Origin of the sequence: Streptomyces sp. NPDC059957 (assembly GCF_042730015.1) — a bacterium.
Lineage (GTDB): Bacteria > Actinomycetota > Actinomycetes > Streptomycetales > Streptomycetaceae > Streptomyces.
In genome coordinates, this window is the sequence record NZ_JBHWMB010000078.1 from 1 (window position 1) to 20,848 (window position 20,848).

General features: G+C 71.5%; 17 protein-coding genes and 1 riboswitch. Of the genes, 3 read left to right on the top strand and 14 right to left on the bottom strand.

Features of this window, described 5'->3' with window-relative positions; all coding sequences use genetic code 11:
* Positions 1-336: 336 nt before the first annotated feature.
* Both ACFWBW_RS34680 and ACFWBW_RS34685 read right to left on the bottom strand, forming a co-directional pair.
* On the bottom strand, positions 337-792 hold the full coding sequence (locus ACFWBW_RS34680) for an SRPBCC family protein (protein ID WP_385381391.1): 456 nt from the start codon (positions 790-792) through the stop codon (positions 337-339).
* 83 nt (positions 793-875) lie between these two features.
* Entirely contained in the window at positions 876-1,670 is a 795-nt protein-coding gene (locus ACFWBW_RS34685; protein ID WP_385381394.1) for a metallophosphoesterase, read from the bottom strand.
* Between the two features lie 228 nt (positions 1,671-1,898).
* On the opposite strand from ACFWBW_RS34685, the gene ACFWBW_RS34690 reads away from it, so the two are divergent.
* Positions 1,899-3,695, top strand: a complete 1,797-nt coding sequence (locus ACFWBW_RS34690; protein WP_385381397.1) for an AMP-dependent synthetase/ligase — start codon at positions 1,899-1,901, stop codon at positions 3,693-3,695.
* Between the two features lie 16 nt (positions 3,696-3,711).
* Here the strand turns inward: ACFWBW_RS34690 and ACFWBW_RS34695 are convergent, their stop codons facing one another.
* From ACFWBW_RS34695 to ACFWBW_RS34725, 7 genes are all read right to left on the bottom strand, one after another.
* Positions 3,712-5,328, bottom strand: coding sequence for a GMC oxidoreductase (locus ACFWBW_RS34695; protein ID WP_385381400.1), 1,617 nt, complete (start codon positions 5,326-5,328; stop codon positions 3,712-3,714).
* Positions 5,329-5,532: 204 nt separating this feature from the next.
* Entirely contained in the window at positions 5,533-6,675 is a 1,143-nt protein-coding gene (locus ACFWBW_RS34700; RefSeq protein WP_385381403.1) for a glycosyltransferase family 4 protein, read from the bottom strand.
* 476 nt (positions 6,676-7,151) lie between these two features.
* Complete coding sequence (locus tag ACFWBW_RS34705) at positions 7,152-8,291, bottom strand: hypothetical protein (protein WP_385381406.1); 1,140 nt, start codon at positions 8,289-8,291, stop codon at positions 7,152-7,154.
* A gap of 256 nt (positions 8,292-8,547) precedes the next feature.
* Positions 8,548-9,600, bottom strand: coding sequence for an NlpC/P60 family protein (locus tag ACFWBW_RS34710; protein ID WP_385381408.1), 1,053 nt, complete (start codon positions 9,598-9,600; stop codon positions 8,548-8,550).
* Between the two features lie 244 nt (positions 9,601-9,844).
* Positions 9,845-10,876, bottom strand: a complete 1,032-nt coding sequence (locus ACFWBW_RS34715) for an NlpC/P60 family protein (protein WP_385381411.1) — start codon at positions 10,874-10,876, stop codon at positions 9,845-9,847.
* 265 nt (positions 10,877-11,141) lie between these two features.
* The gene (locus tag ACFWBW_RS34720) at positions 11,142-12,506 is read right to left on the bottom strand and encodes an NYN domain-containing protein (RefSeq protein WP_385381463.1); all 1,365 of its coding nucleotides are present in this window, start codon (positions 12,504-12,506) and stop codon (positions 11,142-11,144) included.
* Positions 12,507-12,546: 40 nt separating this feature from the next.
* Positions 12,547-12,786, bottom strand: coding sequence for a hypothetical protein (locus tag ACFWBW_RS34725; RefSeq protein WP_008738811.1), 240 nt, complete (start codon positions 12,784-12,786; stop codon positions 12,547-12,549).
* 134 nt (positions 12,787-12,920) lie between these two features.
* On the opposite strand from ACFWBW_RS34725, the gene ACFWBW_RS34730 reads away from it, so the two are divergent.
* Together ACFWBW_RS34730 and ACFWBW_RS34735 are read left to right on the top strand one after the other, a co-directional pair.
* Positions 12,921-13,655, top strand: a complete 735-nt coding sequence (locus ACFWBW_RS34730; protein WP_385381414.1) for a rhomboid family intramembrane serine protease — start codon at positions 12,921-12,923, stop codon at positions 13,653-13,655.
* Complete coding sequence (locus ACFWBW_RS34735) at positions 13,652-13,933, top strand: Lrp/AsnC family transcriptional regulator (protein ID WP_385381416.1); 282 nt, start codon at positions 13,652-13,654, stop codon at positions 13,931-13,933. Before ACFWBW_RS34730 ends, ACFWBW_RS34735 begins: the two co-directional genes overlap by 4 nt.
* Before the next feature lie 196 nt (positions 13,934-14,129).
* Here ACFWBW_RS34735 and ACFWBW_RS34740 read toward each other — a convergent pair whose 3' ends face one another.
* The 5 genes from ACFWBW_RS34740 to ACFWBW_RS34760 form a co-directional block, all read right to left on the bottom strand.
* On the bottom strand, positions 14,130-15,548 hold the full coding sequence (locus ACFWBW_RS34740) for an aminotransferase class V-fold PLP-dependent enzyme (RefSeq protein ID WP_385381419.1): 1,419 nt from the start codon (positions 15,546-15,548) through the stop codon (positions 14,130-14,132).
* 275 nt (positions 15,549-15,823) lie between these two features.
* Positions 15,824-15,940: riboswitch (SAM riboswitch) on the bottom strand.
* A 110-nt stretch (positions 15,941-16,050) separates the two neighbouring features.
* Positions 16,051-17,115 carry an anthranilate phosphoribosyltransferase gene (gene trpD, locus ACFWBW_RS34745; RefSeq protein ID WP_385381422.1) on the bottom strand — a complete coding sequence of 355 codons (1,065 nt, stop codon included), beginning with the start codon at positions 17,113-17,115 and terminating at the stop codon, positions 16,051-16,053.
* A 225-nt stretch (positions 17,116-17,340) separates the two neighbouring features.
* Complete coding sequence (locus ACFWBW_RS34750) at positions 17,341-18,969, bottom strand: cytochrome bc complex cytochrome b subunit (RefSeq protein ID WP_385381424.1); 1,629 nt, start codon at positions 18,967-18,969, stop codon at positions 17,341-17,343.
* Positions 18,966-20,024, bottom strand: a complete 1,059-nt coding sequence (locus ACFWBW_RS34755; RefSeq protein WP_385381426.1) for a Rieske 2Fe-2S domain-containing protein — start codon at positions 20,022-20,024, stop codon at positions 18,966-18,968. Before ACFWBW_RS34755 ends, ACFWBW_RS34750 begins: the two co-directional genes overlap by 4 nt.
* Complete coding sequence (locus ACFWBW_RS34760) at positions 20,021-20,830, bottom strand: c-type cytochrome (protein ID WP_385381429.1); 810 nt, start codon at positions 20,828-20,830, stop codon at positions 20,021-20,023. The genes ACFWBW_RS34755 and ACFWBW_RS34760 overlap by 4 nt, the downstream gene beginning before the upstream one ends.
* Positions 20,831-20,848: the final 18 nt, after the last annotated feature.

Sequence of the window (20,848 nt, forward strand, 5' to 3'; positions counted from 1 at the left end):
GCTGCGCCCGGACCCCCTGGGGCTCCGCCCCAGACCCCGCTCCTCAAACGCCGGAGGGGCTGGATGTACCCGGCCTCGCCGGCGTTTGAGCGGGGGTCCGGGCGCAGCCCGGGGAACGGGCGAAGGGCGGGTAGGGGACCTCGCCCCGCAGGGCCGACCCAGCCACACCCACCCACCGGCCCCGCCCCAGGACGACAGTGGCAGGCACACCGACCAGCCACCGCCGGACGGAGTCCGGCGCAGCGCGGCGAAGCCGGGGAGGCCCGCCAGGGCCGCACCGCGCGAGCAGCACGTCAAGAAGGTGCCCGGCGCAGCGCGTCAAGAAGGAGTCCCGCGTCAAGAAGAAGTAGCGGTGTGGCTCTCCACGCGCTTCTTCAGGCCCGCCAGCGCCCGGTCGATGATGACCTTCTCCGCCTTGCGCTTGATCATGCCGAGCATCGGGATCTTGACGTCCACCGTCAGCGAGTACGTCACCTCGGTGCGCGCACCGCCCGCGACGGGCGCCAGCTGGTAGGACCCGTCGAGCTGCCTCAGCATCTGGGACTTGTCCAGCGTCCAGCTGACCGTGTTCTCGGCGGGCCAGGTGTACGCCAGCGTGTGGTCGTCCTTGATCGCGCCCGCGTCGAGCAGCAGGCGGACGAGGGAGGCCCGGCCGGCGTCGTCCTTGGCCAGTACCTCGGCCTCCTTCACCTCGCCGGTCCACTCCGGGTAGCGGGCGAAGTCGGCGATCACGGCCATGACGTCGGCCGGGGCCGCCTCGATCGTGATGCTCGAGCTGGTGTGTTCCGCCATCGCGGTCGCTCCTCCGGGGGGAGTTCGAGGAAGTGTGCGGACGACACTGGGCCGCCGCGTGAAGGCTATCGCGCGTCAAGAGCTCACCACTCCAGGGCCCACGGCCTTCCCGTGGCGGCGAAGTGCCCGACGTTCACGCACTCGGTGGCGCCGATCCGCATCCGCCGGGCGAGCGGCTGGTGGACGTGGCCGAAGAGCGCGTACCGGGGCTTCATCCGGCGGATCGCGGCGAGCAGGGCCCCGCTCCCCCGCTCGAAGCGCCGCGCCACCGTGTCGTAGCAGAGCTCCGGCACCTCCGGCGGGATGTGCGAGCACAGCACGTCGACCTCGCCCAGCGCCTCGACCTTGGCGGCGTACTCCTCTTCGGGCACCTCGTAGGGCGTGCGCATCGGCGAGGGCAGTCCGCCGCCGACGAAGCCGAAGACCCGGCCGCCGATCTCGGCCCGCTGCCCGTCGAGCACGGTGAGGCCGGGGCCGGCGTACTCGGGCCAGAGCCCGGGGATGTCCACGTTCCCGTACGTGGCGTACGTGGGCCGGGGGAATGCGGCGAACATCTCGGCGTACTGGCGCCTGACCGCACCTTCGACGAGCCGCTCCCGGTCCAGCCCGACCCACAGTCCGCGGGCGAACTCCCGGGCCTCCTCGAAACGGCGGGCCGTGCGCAGTTCGACGATGTGGTCGGCGTTCTCGACGCCGAAGAGGTCGGGGAAAATGCCGCGCGAGTGGTCGGCGTAGTCGAGGAAGAGGACGAGGTCGCCGAGGCAGATCAGCGCGTCGGCGCCTTCGCCGGCCCGCGCCAGGGCCTCGGTATTGCCGTGGACGTCGCTGACGACGTGGACCCGTGTCCGGTTCTGCGCACCACCCATAGAGCCACCCATGCGGCCACCCTAGGGGCGCTTGGCCACCGCGGGTAGGGAATCGGACCAGGCGGGCGGACCTGCGGTTACTTCCGAGTCGCAAACCGGGTCGACTATCGTCGGTAGGACACGGCCGCGGCATGTGACGCAGGGAACATCTGGCCGGTTCCCTCTATCCGGAACCCACTACCGGTGGGTAACGTCCGGTCGGTCCACATGGTGGCGATGGCGCCCAGAGGAGCAGCAGTCTTGCGCGAGTTCAGCCTTCCGGCCCTGTACGAGGTCCCGTCGGACGGGAACCTGACGGATCTCATCCGCCGCAATGCCGCTCAGCATCCAGACACCGCCGTCATGGCCCGCAAGGTCGACGGCGCGTGGCAGGACGTCTCCGCGACGCAGTTCCTCGCCGAGGTCCGCACCGCGGCGAAGGGCCTGATCGCGGCCGGCATCCGGCCCGGCGACCGGGTCGCCCTGATCTCCCGCACCCGCTACGAGTGGGTGCTGATCGACTTCGCGATCTGGAGCGCGGGCGCCGTCACGGTCCCCGTGTACGAGACCAGCTCCCCCGAGCAGATCCAGTGGATCCTCGGCGACTCCGGCGCCGTCGCCGTCGTCGTGGAGTCCCCCGGGCACGCCGCGGCCGTGGCCGCCCTGCGCGACCGGCTGCCGGAGCTGCGCGAGGTCTGGGAGATCGAGCAGGGCGCCCTGGAGACGCTGAAGGCGACCGGGGCCGAGGTCTCCGACGCCGAGGTCGACGAGCGCAGCGCGCTCGCGGGCGCCGACGACCCGGCCACCATCGTCTACACCTCCGGCACCACCGGCCGCCCCAAGGGCTGCGTGCTGACCCACCGCAGCTTCTTCGCCGAGTGCGGGAACATCGTGGCCCGGCTCCGTCCGCTGTTCCGGACCGGCGAGTGCTCCGTGCTGCTCTTCCTGCCGGCCGCGCACGTGTTCGGCCGCCTGGTGGAGGTGGCGGCCGTGCTGGCGCCGATCCGGCTGGGCTGCGTACCGGACATCAAGAACCTCACCGACGAGCTGCAGTCCTTCCGGCCCACGCTGATCCTCGGTGTGCCGCGCGTCTTCGAGAAGGTCTACAACTCGGCCCGCGCCAAGGCCCAGGCCGACGGCAAGGGCAAGATCTTCGACGCGGCGGCCGAGACGGCGATCGCGTACAGCCGCGCGCTGGACCTGCCGGGCGGGCCGTCCCTGAAGCTCAAGCTGAAGCACAAGGTCTTCTCCAAGCTGGTCTACAGCAAGCTGCACACGGTCCTCGGCGGGCGCGGCGAGTACGCGATCTCCGGCGGGGCCCCGCTGGGCGAGCGGCTCGGCCACTTCTTCCGCGGCATCGGCTTCACGGTGCTGGAGGGCTACGGCCTGACCGAGTCCTGCGCCGCCACGGCCTTCAACCCGTGGGACAAGACGAAGATCGGTACGGTCGGCCAGCCGCTCCCGGGCTCCGTGGTGCGCATCGCCGACGACGGCGAGGTGCTGCTGCACGGCGAGCACATCTTCAAGGAGTACTGGAACAACCCGACGGCCACCGCCGACGCGCTGACCGACGGCTGGTTCCACACCGGCGACGTCGGCACGCTCGACGAGGACGGCTACCTGGCGATCACCGGGCGCAAGAAGGAGCTCATCGTCACGGCGGGCGGCAAGAACGTGGCGCCCGCGGTGATCGAGGACCGGATCCGGGCGCACGCGCTGGTCGCGGAGTGCATGGTGGTCGGCGACGCCCGGCCGTTCGTGGCCGCGCTGGTCACCATCGACGAGGAGTTCCTGGGCCGGTGGGCCGCGGAGCACGGCAAGCCGGCCGGTGTGACGGCGGCGGAGCTGCGCGAGGACGCGGATCTCGTCGCCGCCGTCCAGAAGGCCGTGGACGACGGCAACGCGGCGGTTTCCAAGGCGGAATCGGTGCGGAAATTCCGCATTCTGCCCTCCCAGTTCACGGAGGAGTCCGGGCACATCACGCCTTCGCTGAAGCTGAAGCGGAATGTGGTGGCGAAGGACTTCGCGGACGAGATCGAAGCCCTCTACCGGGGCTAGTGCGTGCCTTCCAGGGCTAGCGCGGGTCCTCGGCGAGGACTCGCGCCATGTTCCGCTCCGCCAAGGCGGTGACGGTCACGAAGGGGTTCACGCCGAGCGATCCGGGGATCAGCGAGCTGTCGGTGACGTAGAGGCCCTGGTAGCCCTTCACGCGGCCGAAGTCGTCGGTCGCGTCCCCGAGGACGCAGCCGCCCAGCGGGTGGTAGGTGAAGTTGTCGGCGAAGTTCTTGTTGTCGCCGAACAGGTCGTAGCGGTAGATGGTGAAGTTGGCCCGGTTGATCCGGTCGAAGAGCCGCTTCGCGGACTGGACGGACGGGGCGTTCTGCGCCCGGGTCCACTGGAGCTTCGCCGAGTCGCTGGCCGGGTCGTAGGTGAAGTGCCCGCGCTCCGGGTTCTTGGTGATGGCCAGGTACATCGAGATCCAGTGCTCGAATCCCATCGGGAGCGGGGCGATCTCGGCGAAGACCGGGTTCGAGGCGTTGTCCCAGTCGTCGATGCCCAGGGCGGGCATGGTGGCCTGGTTGGCGCCGACCGTGTCCCACAGGTGGTTGGCGCGGGCGGTCATGACGTTGCCGTTGGGGCCCCAGCCGAGACCCACCTTGTCGTTCAGGGCGGGCAGGGTGCCGGTCTCGCGGGCGCGCAGCAGGATCTCGGTGGTGCCGAGGCTGCCGGCGCCGAGGAAGAGCTGTCTGCAGCCCAGTTCGCGGACCTGGGTGACGCGGCCGGTGAGGTCGCTGGTCTGCACGGTCAGGACGTAGCCGCCGGCCGGGTCCTGCCGTACCCCGACCACGCGCTGCATGGTCTCGATGGTGACGTTCCCCGTCCCCAGGGCGGCGGCGAGGTAGGTCTTGTCCACGCTCTTCTTGCCGTGGTTGTTCCCGTAGATGACCTCCCCCGCGAGGGCCGACCTGGTCGCGGTCCCGGCGGCCTCGCGCTTCATGTACTCGAAGTCGTAGACGTTGGGGACGAAGGTGGTCTTCAGGCCGGTCTTCTGGGCGTGCTTGCGGGAGATCCGGGCGAAGCGGTACCACTCCGTGGACTCGAACCAGGCCGGGTCGATGTCGTTGACCCCGAGCATGGCGCGGGCCCGGGGGTAGTAGGTGCCGTACATCTCGTCGGCGTCCACCCGGGGCATGACCTCGGTGAAGTACGAGCGCTTCGGCGTGGGCGCCATGCCGCCGTTGACCAGGGAGCCACCGCCGACGCCGCGGCCCACGTACACCGACATGTCGCCGTAGTTCACGCGGTCCAGGACGCCGGGGTACGGGCTGATGTTGCGGTTGACCACGTCCAGCCAGAGGAACTGGGCGAGCGGGGCCTCTGTGCGGTTGCGGAACCACATCGAGCGCTGGTCGGGGGCGGAGGTGGCGGGGAAGACCTTCCCGTCGGCGCCCGGGGTGTCCCAGAGCCGGCCCATCTCCAGGACGACGGTCCGCACGCCGGCCTGCCCGAGGCGGAGCGCGGCGACGGCGGATCCGTAGCCGGAGCCGACGACGATGGCCGGGGCGTACGTGGCGGCCGCGGGCTCGGCGGCGGCCGCGGACTGCAGGCCGATCCGGGTGAAGCCGAGGGCCGCCGCGGTCTGCAGGGCGCCGAGACCGAGAACATGACGGCGTGTCAGGTTTGGTGTCATGGCCGCATCATGAGCGGATTCCGCTCAACCGGCCATAACCCGCACTGACACGCTTCTGAGTAACAGTCAGACATGGCTCGACCGTAGGCGGGGCCCGCCGCGGCCCGTGCGGTTTGATCGACTCTGCCCGCGATCGGGCCCTCAGGAGCGATAATCCCCGCTCCGTACGGAAAGGGGATCCCCGTCGCGTTCGACGTGCACCCGCTACAGGAGCTCGCGCAGCCGCTCCGCCAGCAGGTCCCAGCGCCACTTCTCCTCGACCCAGGCACGGCCGCGCTCGCCCATGCGCGCGCGCAGGGCCGGGTCCCGGAGCAGGGTGACGACGCGGTCCGCGGTCTCGGCCGGGGCTCCGCCGGGGACCACCCAGCCCGTCTCCCCGTCCAGTACGGCGTCCGGGGCGCCGCCGGAGTCGCCGGCGATCACCGGCAGGCCGGTGGCGGAGGCCTCCAGGTAGACGATGCCGAGACCCTCCACGTCGAGCCCGCCGCGCCGGGTCCGGCAGGGCATCGCGAAGACGTCCCCTGCCCCGTAGTGGGCGGGCAGTTCGGACCACGGGACCGCGCCCGTGAAGACGACGGACTCCGCGACCCCGGTGGAGGCGGCCAGGGCCCGCAGGTCGGCCTCGTAGGGGCCGCCGCCCACGATCAGCAGGACGGCGTCCGGCAGCGCCCCCAGGATCCGCGGCATCGCCTCGATCAGCGTGTCCTGGCCCTTGCGGGGGACGAGCCGCGAGACGCAGACGACCACCGGCCGGTCCGACAGGCCCAGCCTCGCCCGGACCTCCGCGCCGCCCGACCCCGGGTGGAAGGTCTTCTCGTCCACCCCCGGCGGAAGCTGCGTCATCCGCGCCGCCGCCCGGTCCGTCAGGGCCGGGGCGATCCGCGAACGGGTGTACTCCCCCAGGTAGGTCAGGGTGTCCGTGCCCTCGCCGATGCGCCGCAGCAGTTGGCGCGCGACCGGGAGCTGCGCCCAGCCCGCCTCGTGCCCGTGCGTGGTCGCCACGATCCGGCGGGCGCCCGCCCGGCGCAGGGCGGGGCCCATCAGGCCCAGCGGGGCCGCCGCGCCGAACCACACCGACGAGCAGCCGTGTTCGCGCAGCAGGCCCACGGCCCGGCGGGTGACCCGGGGGGTCGGCAGCAGCATCGTCGTGCGGTCGCGGACCACCTGGAAGGGCTGCTCCGCGTCGAAGGCGGCGGTGGCGGCGCGGGCCTCGGCGGAGTGCTTCCAGGTGGAGGCGTAGACCACGACCCGGTCGGGGTCCAGGCGGAGCGCCATGTTGTGCAGGAAGGCCTGGATGCCCCCCGGTCGCGGCGGGAAGTCGTTGGTCACGATCAGCGTCTTGTCCATCGCCTGCCGACCCTACCGGAGGCCCTCGGCGGGGCCCTGCGGGCCGGTGCCCCCGGCGGGGTGGCGCGGGGCTCTGCCCCGCGGGCGCGGAGCTGTGGGGCTCGGCCCTACGGGGCGGTGCGCGGGCGGCGGCGCCTGGGGGTCGGGGCCCCGGAACCGGGTCTGCGCCGGGGCCCCTGGGGCTCCGCCCCAGACCCCGCGCCTCAAACGCCGGCGGGGCTGGATTCGGCCGGCGGCGGCCCGGATGTGCCCGCCGACAGCAGGACGTGCACGACGCCACCCCAGGCGTGTCCGGCGCCGGCAGGACGTGCGCGACGTCAGCCCGGACGTGTCCCGGTCCGGCGGGCAGAAACAGCCACTCCGGCGTTTGAGGAGCGGGGGTCCGGGGGCTGGTCCCGGAAGCGGGCCCGCACGTGGTCCCCGGCGGGGAGCCGCGTCAAAGCCCCTCCGGCGTTTGAGGAGCGGGGGCAGCCGGGCTAGCGGAACTCTCGGGTCAGGTCCTGCTGCCAGGCGCGGGTCAGGGCCGCGGGGTCCGTGTGCAGGGTGTCCGCCAGCGCCGTCGGGAGGGACTCCCGGCCCGACTTCTCGTACAGGGACACCAGCGCCGCCTCCCCCCACCGCCGGGCGACGAGCCGGCAGGCCAGCCAGGAGCCCTCGTAGGCCCGCGCCAGTGCGTCCGCGTCCCCGCCGAAGGCGAAGGCCCCCGCCGCGGGGAGCTCCCCCGGCAGGTCGCCCCGCCGCACCGCCCGGGCGAGGGCCGGCGCGGCCTCGGCCGGGGTGCGGCCGCTGTCGCGGTACGCGGCCCAGTCCGCGAAGCCCTCGGAGAGCCAGAGCGGGGTCTTGGCGGTCGTCACCGCCCGGGTGGCCACGTGGGTGGTCTCGTGGGTCAGGATCACCTGGCGGCCCTCGGCCGTGAGCTGCCCGTACCCCTCCGGGTTGACCACGATCCGGTCGGCGGGTGCGGGGCCCGCCCCGGTCCGCCCGGTGGTGACGGCGCCCAGGCCCCGGTACTCGTCCGCGGGCCGCCCCAGCAGCGCCGCCATCGCGTCCAGCGAGCCGGGAACCAGCACCACCACGCGGCCCGCCCAGCGCCGCGGCCAGGCCGCGCTCGCCGCGGGCACCGCCTTGTCGGCCTCGGCGGCGATGTCGGAGAGGGCACCGGAGCTCTGGCCGGCTCCGCCGAGCACCAGGGCGTGCGCCCCGCGCTCCACGGACACCGGGCCCTGGTCCCACAGCTGCGGCAGGGCTCCCGGGGCGGGGCGGTCGGCGGTCACCGCCCAGGAGCCGCCTTCGCGGGTGAGCTCCACCTCGCGGGCGGAGCCGGCCGGGGCGGCGTCGTAGCCGGTGAGCCGGTAGCGCAGCTCGGCGCGCGCGAAGGCCCGTACGCCTTCCACCCGGACCGCGGAGACCTCGTACGACCATCCCTCCAGCGGGATCGCCGCGAGGGCCGCGGGCGGGACCGCCGACCAGTCGGCGACGGCCCGCCGGACGTCCCGTTCGCCGGGGTCCGCCGAAGCCGAGGGCGCCCCGGAACCGGCGCCGGAGCCGGGGCCGGAGGGAGAACCCGCGCCGCATCCGGCGAGCGGCACCCAGAGCAGCGGCAGGCAGAGCAGCACCAGCGGCAGTGCGCGTGGGCGCCGGCGCCCACGTCGGCGAGGGGTACGGCCCAGGACCGGGAACATCACCCGATCGTACGCAGCACACCCCCGGGCCGGGCGTCTTGCCGAGCGGGCCGGATCAAGGAGCAGGGTCCGGTGCCAGTGCGTCGCACGGCGGAGGAGGAAGCCGACGGGGAGCGTCGGCGACCCGACGGCAACGCGGCCGGGCGCGGTGCCGGACGCCGCGAGCCCGGCCTGATCGGCAAGACACCCCCTAGGGGCGGGTCACCGAGGACACCGGCATCATCCCGACCGGGTCGTACCGCACGCGCGCTCCCGGGTACGGGGCGTGCACCACCTGGCCGTTGCCGACGTACATGCCGACGTGGCTGGCGTCCGAGCGGTAGGTCACCAGGTCCCCCGGGCGCGCCTCCGACAGCGACACCCGCCGCCCGGCGTGCCGCTGCGCCTGCGAGGTGCGGGGCAGGGCCACGCCCGCCTGCCGGTACGACCACACCATCAGTCCGGAGCAGTCGAAGCCGGAGGGGCCGGTGGAACCCCATACGTAGGGCCGGCCGACCGCGGACCGGGCCGCCATCACGGCGGTCATGGCGCGGCCGGAGGAGGGCCCGGAGGCCGCGGGGTCGGGGAGCTCGGGCAGGGCGTCGGGGCGGCCGCCGGAGCGCGAGGCCCGGTCGAAGTCGGCACGCTCCTGCGTGGGCATCGCGTTGAGCAGCCGGCGGGCGGCGGCGAGCTTGGCGGTGACGGCGCGCTTCTCCTTCGCCACGTCGGCGCGCAGGGCGTCGAGTTCGGAGAGCTTGCGGGAGGCCTCCTGGCGTTCCTGGCCGAGCCGGCGCTGCTCGGAGCGCAGTTCGTCGAGCTGGCGGGCCTGGCGGCCGGACAGCCGGTCGAGGGCGGCGGCCTTGGCGAGGTAGTCGTCCGGGTTCTCGGAGAGCATCAGCTCGACGGCGGGGTCGATGCCGCCGGCCCGGTACTGGGCTCCGGCGTAGGCGCCGAGCACCCCGCGCATGGTGTTGATGCGGTCCTGGCCACGGGCCACCGCGTCCTGGACCCGGTCGACTTCGGCGCGGAGCCGGCCGGCGCGCTCGCCCGCCTGGTTGAAGCGCTCGGTGGCCTGTTCGGCCTCCTGGAAGAGCCGGTCGACCTGGGCGCGGGTGCCGGCCGCGGGCTCCTGCGGGAGGCCGGGGGCCGCACCGGCGGGTGCGCCCGACATGACCACCGCTGCTCCCGCCGCGGCGGCGGTGAGGACGGTGACCTTGGTGTTCCGGTCGAGGGCGCTGGGCCCGGACCGGCGATGGGACGCCACGTGAAACCGCTCCCTCCTGCTGAGCGGGACCCGGGTCCGCCCTCCGTGGGCGGCCGTGTGCCGGGGTTCCGCGCTGGCAGACAGTAGCCGCGCGGGAGGGCACCGGCCAACGACCTCCGGCGGGCACGCACAGTGACGCCCCGTCGGAGACGCAGGTCACCGGCGGGGCGTGTGGTCAGAGCGGGGCCTCGGAATTCGCCCGGATGGGCGGTGTGCGGCGCGTCCGGTCGAGGCCCTAGGGGCGTCAGCCGACGCGCACGCCGAACTGGAACGGCATGTTGTCGATCGATTCGTACTTGACGCCGCTGCGCGGGTTCGAGGCGTGCAGCACCGTGTTGCCGCCCGCGTACAGGCCGACGTGGTGCAGGTCGCCGTAGAAGAACACCAGGTCGCCCGGCTGGAGCTGGCTCTTGCCGATCCGGGTGCCGTCGTTGATCTGCGTGAACGTGGTGCGCGATATGTTCACGCCGGCCTGCTTGTACGCCCACTGGGTCAGGCCCGAGCAGTCGAAGGTGTTGGGGCCTTCGTGCCCGGATATGTACGCGCTGCCGACCTTGGTCTTGGCGGCCGCGAGGGCGGCGCCGGCCCGGCCGGAGGGCTTCACGTTGCCGAGGTCGGGGACGCGCTCGCCGGCGCCGCGGCTGGCACGGGAGTCGTCGTCCTTGATCTGCTGCCGCTCCTGGGCGGTCAGGGTGTTGAGGAGGGCCTGGGCCGCGGCGAGCTTGTCCGAGGAGGCCTTCTTCTTCTCGCCGAGCTCCTTGCGGGTGGCCTCGAGGTCGGTGAGCTTGCCCGCGGCCTCCTGGCGCTGCTGCGCGAGGGTGCGCTGCTTGGCCTGGATCTTCTGGACCGCTTCGACCTGCTGACCGCTCAGCTGCTCCAGGGTGGAGGCCTTGTCGAGGTAGTTGTCCGGGTCCGCCGAGAGGAAGAGCGCGAGGGACTGGTCGATGCCGCCGCTGCGGTACTGGGCGCTGGCCATCGAACCGAGCGTGCCGCGCAGGGCGTTGAGGTCCGCCTGGCCGCGGGCGACCTGGTCCTGGAGCTGCCCGATCTCGGTTTCGAGCTTGTCCTGGCGCTCCTGGGCCCCGTTGTACTTCTCGGTGGCCTGCTCCGCCTCTTCGTAGAGGGCGTCGACCTTCGCCTTGACCTCGTCCTTGTTCGGCTTGGCGGGGGCGGCGTGAGCGGCCTGCCCCGAGAGGACCACGGCGGCTGCCGCGGTGACGCCGAGCACGGTGGTGCGCATGCGGGTCGGCTGCTTGGGTCGACGGTGGGACGCCACGAAGGCGATCTCCTTCTTCCTAGAGCCGCCGAAGGACGCAATCCGCCCTAGAGACTCAGCGACACCTTCGCCATCCACCCCGAATGAGTGAACTACCGCACGAAGGTTTGACTGACCCTAGTGACCCTTCTGTGATCAGTTCAAATCCTGTCGGCAAAAAATTCGCTGTCCGACCAGGTTCTTTACCTACAGCACACGCTCTGTGTCGATGACTTGACGGTACGTTCCCGCGATGCCCTACCAATTCCGGCATAGGGCCCAGCAGTTACGAAACGCGCGAAAGCCGCTTCAGCAACAAGGCGGACGCCACCGGCCGCGCCCCGGCCTTGGCCACCCCGTCGGCGACCTCGCGGTCGGTGGAGACCACCACCACCGGACGGCCCGCCGGTTCGGCGCGCACCAGCTGGCGGATCAGCTCGTCCGCCGTCACCCCGGCCTTGGAGAACAGCACCCGCACCCCGCGCGGCGGCGCGAGCAGCACGGGGGCCGCCAGCTCCGCCCCGTCGAAGACACAGGTCATCTCGGCGCCCGTCTGCGCGGCGAGCATCGACAGCCCGCCCAGCAGCCGCAGGCGCTGCTTCTCCAGCGGCATCGTCGGGTAGCCGGTCTTGGTGACGTTGTAGCCGTCGACCACCAGATGGGCCTGGGGCAGCGCCAGCAGCTGGTCCAGCAGCGCCGGGTCGGTCTCCGACAGGGCGCGCGCCGCGATGTCCTTCGGGGTCATCCGGCCCGGCTCCACAGCCTCCACCGTGTCGGCGGGCCGGGTGGAGACCGGCGGCAGCGCGAGCTCCCGGCGCAGTCCCGCGGCCGCGTCCAGCACGGTGTCCAGCAGCAGCCGCAGCCGCATGTCCTCGATGCTGCGCCCCTCGCGGGTGGCCCGGCGCGAGGTCTCCAGCGCCGATTCCACCTCCGCGAGGCGGGACTTGAGGCGCCGGGTCTCGCTCTCCGCCGAGTTCACCTGGGCGGCCGCCTCGGCGCGGATGCCGTCGACCTCCGCGTTGATCTTGCGCAGGGCGGCGTCGCCCCGCTTGACGTCGCTGAGGGCGCTGCGCAGCTTGCGCTGAAGCGATTCCGCTTCCTTGCGCGCCGCGTCGAGGTCGGCCCGCACCTGGTCGACGCCCGTGCGCTGCAGTTCCCGTACGTGGGCCAGCTCCTCGCGGAGCCGCTCCATCTCGCGGCGGGCCTCCTCGTCGACCCGCTCGGCGTCGGCGCGCTGCGCCTCCTCGCCCGCGGCGGCGACCAGCTTGACCCAGCCGGCCGGCCGCAGGACGTACGCGGCGGCCGCCACGTCCAGCGGATCGGCGGCGGCGGGCGGCGCGGACGACTCCAGCGCGGAGGCGAGGTCGGCCTGCGTCTCGCGGAGCTTGTCGGCGACCCGGCCCCGGAAGACCGGGTCGCTCTCCACGGCCGTGGCCATGGCGTTGCCCGCGAACTTGGCGCGCCGGGTCGGGGTGAAACGGGCGTACTGGCGCAGCTGCGCCGGGAGGTCCGCGACCGTCAGCCCGCCGAAGGCGTCGGAGACGAGTGCGACGACCCGGCGCCGCACGCCTTCCGGCAGCGGGCGGTCGAGCACCTCCGCGGCGTCGCCGGCCGCGTCGGCCGACTCAGCGCCGCTTGCTGGCTCCACAATCCGTCACCCCTACCGTCATTCACCTGTGGGCGGGGCTCCGTCAGGAGTCCGCGCCCGGCCTGTCGACGAGCTCGATCTGGTCCACCGCGTTGCACCAGCGGCAGCGCACCGACTCGATGGTCTCATTGACCACCTCGCGCTCCTCGACCTTGGGCTCCCCGGCGAGGTCCAGGTGGACGTACTCCACGACCTTCGACGAACGGGTGACGTCGAAGCGCGTGAGGTTGCCGCACAGGGTGCAGCGCCACCGGGTGGTGTCGGTCGGCAGGGGAACCGTCATCAGGCCGCTCTCTCCTTCTATCGCTCACATGGCGCAAGCGCCGCACCCTCCCGTGTCGCCACGGTGGCGCGCGCGTGCGTGCGTAGCTCGTAACCCTACGGCCTGCCGCACCCGCCGGCGGGCCCGGCTGGGTCATGCTCGGTCGCATGATCGTAAGGTGGCAGGCCGTACGCGAGGCCGCCCGGGGCCCGGTGGTCACCCACGCGCTGATCGCCGGCTGCTGCGTGGTGTTCGTACTGAGCCCGGCGTCGGGGCTGAACCCGGTCTACGGGACGGGCGATCAGCTCCTGACCACGGGAACGGCGTACTTCCGGCGCTGGGGCGTGGTCCCGGACGAGCTGTTCACCGGCTCCGGCCGGGCGGCACTGACCCCCCTCACCGCCCTGTTCGTGCACGGGAGCTGGCTGCACCTGCTGGGCAACATGCTCTTCCTCTACGTCTTCGGGGCGATGACGGAGCGACGCATGGGCCGGGCCGGGTTCCTCTGCTTCTACGTCTGTACGGGCTACCTGGCCCTGGCGGCGTACGCGGCGGCCTACGCCTCCTCGGACCAGACCCTGGTCGGGGCCTCCGGGGCGATCTCCGCGGTCCTGGGCGCATTCCTGTACCTGTTCCCCAAGGCACGGGTGACGAGCCTGTTCCCGTTCCTCTTCTTCCTGCCGCTGCGCTTCCCCGCCTGGATCGTGCTGATGTTCTGGTTCGGCCTGCAGTGGCTGGCGGCGCACCGGGCGGCGAGCGGTCCCGGAGTCGCCTATCTGGCCCACGTGGTGGGCTTCTCGCTGGGCTTCCTCTACGCGTGGGCCCGCTACCGGCGTGGGACTAGAGTGGGTCGACCAGTGACTGCCGTCGAGGGAGACAGCCAACCGTGATCACCGCACTCGTGCTCATCAAGACCAGCGTGGACCGGATCCCCGAGATCGCCGAGGCCATCGCCGCGCTGGACAGCGTCAGCGAGGTCTACTCGGTCACGGGTACGTACGACCTCATCGCGATGGTCCGGGTGTCCCGGCACGAGGACCTGGCCGACATCATCCCCGGCCGCATCAGCAAGATCCCGGGCGTGGAGGGAACGGACACGCACGTGGCGTTCCGCACGTACTCCCAGCACGACCTGGAAGCGGCCTTCGCGATCGGCCTCGACGCGTAGGGCCTGGCCGGCTGGGGAACGTCGACAGGGCTCGGGCGCGCCGATCCAGCCGTCCGGCGTGTGAGGACCGGGGTCCGGGGCGGAGCCCCAGGGGGTCCGGGCGCAGCCCGGTACCCCTCTTCAGCCCGTCCGGGACATCGCCGTCGCCGTCGCCCCCGTCGGGACCGGGTCCCGGCACGTCACGCCCCGCAGCCTGTCAGACGGCCGGGACGCAGCGGCCCTCTTCGGTGCGGTACTGCCACTTGGCGCCGTCCGCGACGAGCTCCTTGACCGCGCGGACGAAGCGCTCCACGTGCTCGTCGGGGGTGCCGGCGCCGAAGCTGACGCGGATCGCGTTCAGGGACCGCTCCCCCGGGGCCGCCTCCGGGGCTCCGCACTCGCCCTGGGCCTGCGGCTCGCTGCCGAGCAGGGTGCGGACCAGCGGGTGGGCGCAGAACAGGCCGTCGCGGACGCCGATGCCGTACTCGGCGGAGAGCGCGGCCGCGAAGTGCGAGCTGTTCCACCCGTCGACGACGAAGGAGATGACTCCGACGCGCGGGGCGTCGTCGCCGAAGAGGGACAGGACGCGGACCGCCGGGACCTCCGCGAGGCCTTCGCGGACCTTGGCGATGAGGCGCTGCTCGCGGGCGACGAGGTTCTCGAAGCCGGCCTCGTTCAGGGCCTTGCAGGCGGAGGCGATGGAGTAGACGCCGATGACGTTCGGGGAGCCGGCCTCGTGGCGGGCGGCGGTGGTGTGCCACTCGACGTCCACGCCGCCGTCCTCACGGCGGGCCACCTTGCGCGAGGCCCCGCCGCCGGCGAGGTACGGGTCCGCCTCCTGGAGCCAGTCCGCGCGGCCGGCGAGCACGCCCGAGCCGAAGGGGGCGTAGAGCTTGTGGCCGGAGAAGGCGACCCAGTCCACGTCGAGGTCCTGGACCGAGACGGGGTGGTGCGGGGCCAGCTGGGCGGCGTCCAGGACGATGCGGGCGCCGTGGGCGTGCGCGGCGGCGGCGAGTTCCTTGACCGGCCACAGCTCGCCGGTGACGTTGGAGGCACCGGTGACGCAGACCAGCGCCGGGCCGTAGCCCTCTTCAATCGATGCCGTGCGGTCGGCCAGGGCGCGCTCCAGGGTGGCGACGGCCTCGTCCGGGGTGCGGGGGGCGTTGAGGTAGGTGACCTCGGCGTTCGTCCACGGGAGCAGCGAGGCGTGGTGCTCGGTCTCGAAGACGAAGACCTGGCAGTCGGCCGGGAGGACGGCGGCCAGCAGGTTGAGGGAGTCGGTGGTGGACCGGGTGAAGATCACCTGGTCGGAGGGGCGGCAGTCGAGGAACTCGGCGACCGTGACCCGGCTCTGCTCGAACAGGTCGGTGGAGAGCTGCGAGAGGTACCCGGCGCCGCGGTGCACGCTGCCGTAGTACGGGGCGTACGCGGCGACGTCGTCCCAGACCCGCTGCAGCGCGGGGGCGCTGGCCGCGTAGTCGAGGGCGGCGTAGGTGACCTCGCCGCCGGTGACGAGCGGCACGGTGACCTCGCGGCCGAGGACCGCCAGCGGCTCGGCACAGGCAGGGTCGACGGCCGCTGAGGTGACGGCGGCGGCAGCGGTGGCGGTGACAGCGGCGTTCAGGGTTGCGGACATGGCGGTATCTCCCGGCAGGCAGGTGTGAATGGCTTCGGTGTGCCCGTACGCGGATACGGCGCTGCGGCCGTTCGGGGTACGGGAGTTCCCCCGGAACGCGGATCGGCCGCCGCACACGGATGTGCTGCCGCAGACGTGCTGCGGGTACGCGGAAGTGACCCTGTTCGGAGGGGTGAAGAAGGGGCGGAGTCGCCCTATCGCATTCGCTTGCTCACGGAAAACGCTCCTCAGAAGACCAGGATCCCTGGCCCAGCACCCCGATAAGAGGTGTGAGGGATCCGCGCTTGCCGTAGACCTCACTGCCTACGACCTGGTCATCACCCGGGGCACCCCGCCACGGAAGGAGGGTTGCCGGACAGCAAGCCGGGGCCTAAACGCTGTCACTCGTGACCTGAGGAGAATCCTGCCACACGATCTTCGGAACGCAAGACCCCGGTCCACATGGCGGACCGGGGTCAGTGCTGGATCTTGGCCGGATCCCGTCGAAACGGGACGGGGAGGGCTACGCGTTGCTCGCCGCCACCCAGCGGGCCAGCGCCTCACGGGCCGCGCCCGAGTCCACCGACTCCGCCGCCCGTACGACACCGGCGGCGAGCTGCTCCTCCAGCGTGCCCGTACCCGGGTCCAGCGCGACCAGGGCCGCCGCCGAGTTCAGGAGCACCGCGTCGCGGACCGGGCCGGTCTCGCCGGCCAGCAGCCGGCGGGCCACGTCCGCGTTGAAGGACGCGTCCGCGCCGGCCAGCGCGGAGACGTCCACCAGCGGGATGCCGATGTCGCGCGGGTCGAAGCCCTGCTCCCTGACCTCGCCGTCGCGGACCCACCAGACCCGGGAGGTCGCCGTGGTGGTGAGCTCGTCGAGCCCGTCGTCGCCGCGGAAGACCAGCGCCGAGGAGCCCCGCTCCGCCAGGACGCCCGCGACGATCGGGGCCACCCGGGCGTCGGCCACACCGGTGGCCTGCGACCGGACCCGCGCCGGGTTCGTCAGCGGGCCGAGGAAGTTGAAGGTGGTCCGGATCCCGAGCTCCCGGCGGGCCGCCGCCACGTGCCGCAGCGCGGGGTGGAACTTGACCGCGAAGCAGAAGGTGATCCCGGCTTCCTCGGCCACCTCCACGACCCGCGCGGGGGTGAGGTCGAGGTTGACGCCCAGCTTCTCCAGGACGTCCGAGGAGCCGCTCGCGGAGGACGCGGCCCGGTTGCCGTGCTTGACCACCTTGGCACCCGTACCGGCCACCACGATGGCCGACATCGTGGAGATGTTGACCGTCTTGGCCCCGTCGCCGCCGGTGCCGACGATGTCCACCGTCCGGCCCGGCACCTCGATCAGGTTGGCGTGTTCGTACATGGCGCGGACCAGGCCGTTGATCTCGGCCACGGTCTCCCCCTTGGCCCGCAGCGCGACGGCGAATCCGGCGATCTGGGCGTCGGTGGCCTCCCCGCGCATGATCCGGTCCATGGCCCAGGCCGTGTCGTCGGCGCCGAGGTCCCGGCCGGACAGCAGGGCGTCCAGAACGCCCGGCCAGCCGCGGGCCGCCACGCTGTCGCCGCCTGCCGGGGTCACCAAGGTCATGGTCCGCTCCTGCTGCTCGTCGAGGATTCCACGTCGAATGGGAAGGGCTTCAGCCTATCCAGCCCCGGGGACGGCAAAGAGCCCCGTCCAGACACTGGACGGGGCTCTCGCCGTGGCGACACCAGGACTGACCGAAATCAGTCCCTCAAGCAATCATGCGTACTGCGTACTGCTGTACTGCGTGAATCATGAGGCCGTGAGGCCGTGAAGCCGTGATGCGGGAGATCAGTGGTGGCCGTGGCCGCTCTGGATCTCCTTGTACTCCTCGACCGTGGGCTTCGGGATCTGGTTGTTCTCCCCGTAGTAGCCCTTGCTGAGCTTGACGCGGAGCTTCTCCAGCGGCTTCACCTTGCGCTCGACACCGTTCTCGTCGACCGTGGGGCCGATCTCGGCGGGCTCGTACTGCTCGTACGAGGTGAGCGTGTGCAGCTTGCCCTGCGAGAGCGGCTCGTGGACCTCGACGAACTCACCGTGCGGCAGGCGCTTGATGATGCCGGTCTCGCGACCGTGCAGCACCTTGTCCCGGTCCCGGCGCTGGAGGCCGAGGCAGATCCGCTTGGTGATGATGAACGCGATGACCGGACCGACGAAGAACGCGATGCGGGCGAACCAGGTGATCGAGTTGATCGACAGGTGGAAGTACTGCGCGAACATGTCGTTTCCACCGGCGATCAGCAGGATGACGTACCACGTCAGCCATGCCACACCGAAGCCCGTACGGGTCGGGGCGTTGCGCGGGCGGTCCAGGATGTGGTGCTCGCGCTTGTCCCCGGTGACCCAGGACTCGATGAACGGGTAGACCGCGATCACGACGAGGACCAGCGGGAAGATGACCAGCGGGATGAAGACACCCAGGACGAGGGTGTGGCCCCACAGGTTGATCTCCCAGCCGGGCATGGCACGGATCAGGCCCTCGGAGAAGCCCATGTACCAGTCGGGCTGCGCACCGGTGGACACGTGGTCCGGGCGGTACGGGCCGAGCGCCCAGATCGGGTTGATCGAGGCGATCGCCGAGATGGCCGCGATGACACCGAAGACCAGGAAGAAGAAGCCTCCGGCCTTGGCCATGTAGACCGGGAGCAGCGGCATGCCGACGACGTTCTTCTCGGTCTTGCCGGGGCCCGCGAACTGGGTGTGCTTGTGGTAGAAGACCAGGATCAGGTGGGCCACCAGCAGGCCCATCATGATGCCGGGCAGCAGCAGGATGTGCACCGAGTAGAACCGGCCCACGAAGTCGCCGCCGGGGAACTCTCCGCCGAAGAGGAAGAACGACAGGTACGTGCCCACGATCGGCACGGACAGCATGGCGCCTTCCATGAAGCGGACACCGGTGCCCGAGAGCAGGTCGTCCGGCAGGGAGTAACCGGTGAAACCGGTGAACATGCCGAGGACCAGCAGCAGGAAGCCGAAGACCCAGTTGACCTCACGGGGCTTGCGGAACGCGCCGGTGAAGAACACGCGCATCATGTGCACGAGCATCGCCGCGATGAAGATCAGCGCCGACCAGTGGTGGATCTGCCGGATGAGCAGACCGCCGCGGACGTCGAAGCTGATCTCCAGGGTCGAGCGGAAGGCCTCCGACATCGCGACGCCCTGCATGGGGACGTACGAACCGTCGTAGTGGACTTCGGCCATGCTCGGGTGGAAGAACAGCGTCAGGTACACACCCGTGAGGATGAGGATGATGAAGCTGTAGAGGCAGATCTCACCCAGCATGAAGGACCAGTGGTCCGGGAAGATCTTGCGCATGTTGGCCTTGGCGAGGCTGTAGATGCCCAGCCGGCCGTCGGCCCAGTCGGCTACGCGCTCGCCGGCCGGAGCCTTGCGCTCTTTGGTTTGAGTGGCAGTGCTCATCCGCGCTCCCAGAAAGAGGGACCGACGGGCTCTTCGAAGTCGCCGAGCGCCTCGAGGAAACCTTCGTCATTGACGCCGATCCGCAGCTGCGGGAGCGCGTGACCAGCCGGGCCGAAGATGACTCGGGCGCCGTCGGAGAGGTCGAAGGTGGACTGGTGGCACGGGCAGAGCACGTGGTGCGACTGCTGCTCGTACAGGCTGATCGGGCAGCCGACGTGGGTGCAGATCTTGGAGTAGGCCACGATCCCGTCGTGGGACCACTCCAGTTCCTTCTTGTCCTTGATGTTCTCCGGCTGGATGCGGACGATCATCAGGGCGGCCTTGGCGATCTGCACCTGGAAGTCGTGCGCGTCCTCCTCCAGGCCTTCCGGCATGGCGAAGGTCAGCGAACCGACGACGATGTCCTCGGGACGCAGCGGCTCCATCGTGTTCTGGTTGATGAGCATCTTGCCCCGCGCCCAGATGGTCTTGCGCAGCTTGTCCTCGGGCAGCGGGCCCAGGTCGCGCAGGATCACGACGGCGGAGAGCGGCAGCAGGGCCAGCGCACCGAACATCGTGTTGCGGATGAGCGGGCGGCGGCCGATGGCCGACTCGCGCGCGCCGTCCGCGAAGTCCTGCATGACCTGCGCCTTGACCTCGGCCGGGGCCGCGATCTCGTGACGCTCGGCGGCGACCTCCACGTCGGACATCAGGGTGCGGGCCCAGTGGACCGCGCCCGCGCCGATGCAGAAGAGGGCCGCGCCGAGGGTCATGCCCAGGGCGAAGTTGAGAGCGCTCACCTTCCCGATCGGGAAGATGTAGACGATCTTGTCGACCGGCAGGATCACGAACGAGGCGATGAAGCCGATCGTGGCCAGCATCGACAGGGTGAACAGGAAGGCCACCGTGCGCTCGGAGCGCTTCGCGGCCCGCTCGTCGATGTCCTGGATCCGCGGCTTGTGAACCGGCAGACCCGGGTCGGCGAACGGGTCGTCCGCCACTGCCACGGCACCGTGGTGCGCGTCGCCCTGCTCGCTCGGCAGGTGCTTCTCTTCGGGAATCTCTTGGCTACTCATGACTTCTTGGCCTTAGCGGTGTGGGCCGCGACCCAGACGGCGACAGCGATCAGCGCACCCAGTCCGAAGACCCAGCCGAAGAGACCCTCGGAGACGGGGCCGAGGCCACCGAGCTTGAGGCCACCAGGGTTGGTCGACTTCTCGCCGTTCACGTGCTGGAGGTACGCGATGATGTCCTTCTTCTGCTTCTCCGGCATGGTGCTGTCCGGGAAGGAGGGCATGTTCTGCGGGCCGGTGAGCATGGCCTGGTAGACATGCTTCGGCTCGACGCCCTCGAGGTTGGGGGCGTACTTGCCGTCCGTCAGCGCGCCGCCCTCGCCGGTGAAGTTGTGGCACTGCGCGCAGTTGTTGCGGAACAGCTCACCACCCTTGGCGATGTCGGCACCCGCCGGGTCGTACTGCTTCTCGGTCGGCGTGATCGGGCCGGCTCCGAGGGACGCGATGTACGCGGCGAGCTGGTCGGTCTGTGCCTGGGTGTAGATGACGGGCTTCTTCGGCACCTGGGCGCCGGGCTGCTGGGCGGGCATACGGCCCGTCATCACCTGGAAGTCGACGGCTGCGGAGCCGACGCCTACCAGGCTGGGGCCGTCAGAGGAACCCTGACCGCCGGTACCGTGGCAGCTTGCGCAGCCGACGGCGTAGAGCTTCTGGCCCTCCTCGATGGCGAGGGACTGGACGGTTTCGTCGGCCTTCGCATTGCCCGCGGGCGCGAAGGCGGAGTACAGCCCCCCGGTAACCGCCAGCGCGAAGAGTAGAACGACGACCGCCGCCAGCGGATGGCGTCGTCGTGCGGAGAGCTTTTTCACGGATTACCCCGGTGTCAG

Coding starts and splice junctions, on each gene's coding strand:
- ACFWBW_RS34680 (WP_385381391.1), bottom strand. CDS start 792: ATGGCGGAACACACCAGCTCGAGCATCACGATCGAGGCGGCCCCGGCC.
- ACFWBW_RS34685 (WP_385381394.1), bottom strand. CDS start 1,670: ATGGGTGGCTCTATGGGTGGTGCGCAGAACCGGACACGGGTCCACGTC.
- ACFWBW_RS34695 (WP_385381400.1), bottom strand. CDS start 5,328: ATGACACCAAACCTGACACGCCGTCATGTTCTCGGTCTCGGCGCCCTG.
- ACFWBW_RS34700 (WP_385381403.1), bottom strand. CDS start 6,675: ATGGACAAGACGCTGATCGTGACCAACGACTTCCCGCCGCGACCGGGG.
- ACFWBW_RS34725 (WP_008738811.1), bottom strand. CDS start 12,786: ATGACGGTTCCCCTGCCGACCGACACCACCCGGTGGCGCTGCACCCTG.
- ACFWBW_RS34730 (WP_385381414.1), top strand. CDS start 12,921: ATGCTCGGTCGCATGATCGTAAGGTGGCAGGCCGTACGCGAGGCCGCC.
- ACFWBW_RS34740 (WP_385381419.1), bottom strand. CDS start 15,548: ATGTCCGCAACCCTGAACGCCGCTGTCACCGCCACCGCTGCCGCCGCC.
- trpD (WP_385381422.1), bottom strand. CDS start 17,115: ATGACCTTGGTGACCCCGGCAGGCGGCGACAGCGTGGCGGCCCGCGGC.
- ACFWBW_RS34750 (WP_385381424.1), bottom strand. CDS start 18,969: ATGAGCACTGCCACTCAAACCAAAGAGCGCAAGGCTCCGGCCGGCGAG.
- ACFWBW_RS34755 (WP_385381426.1), bottom strand. CDS start 20,024: ATGAGTAGCCAAGAGATTCCCGAAGAGAAGCACCTGCCGAGCGAGCAG.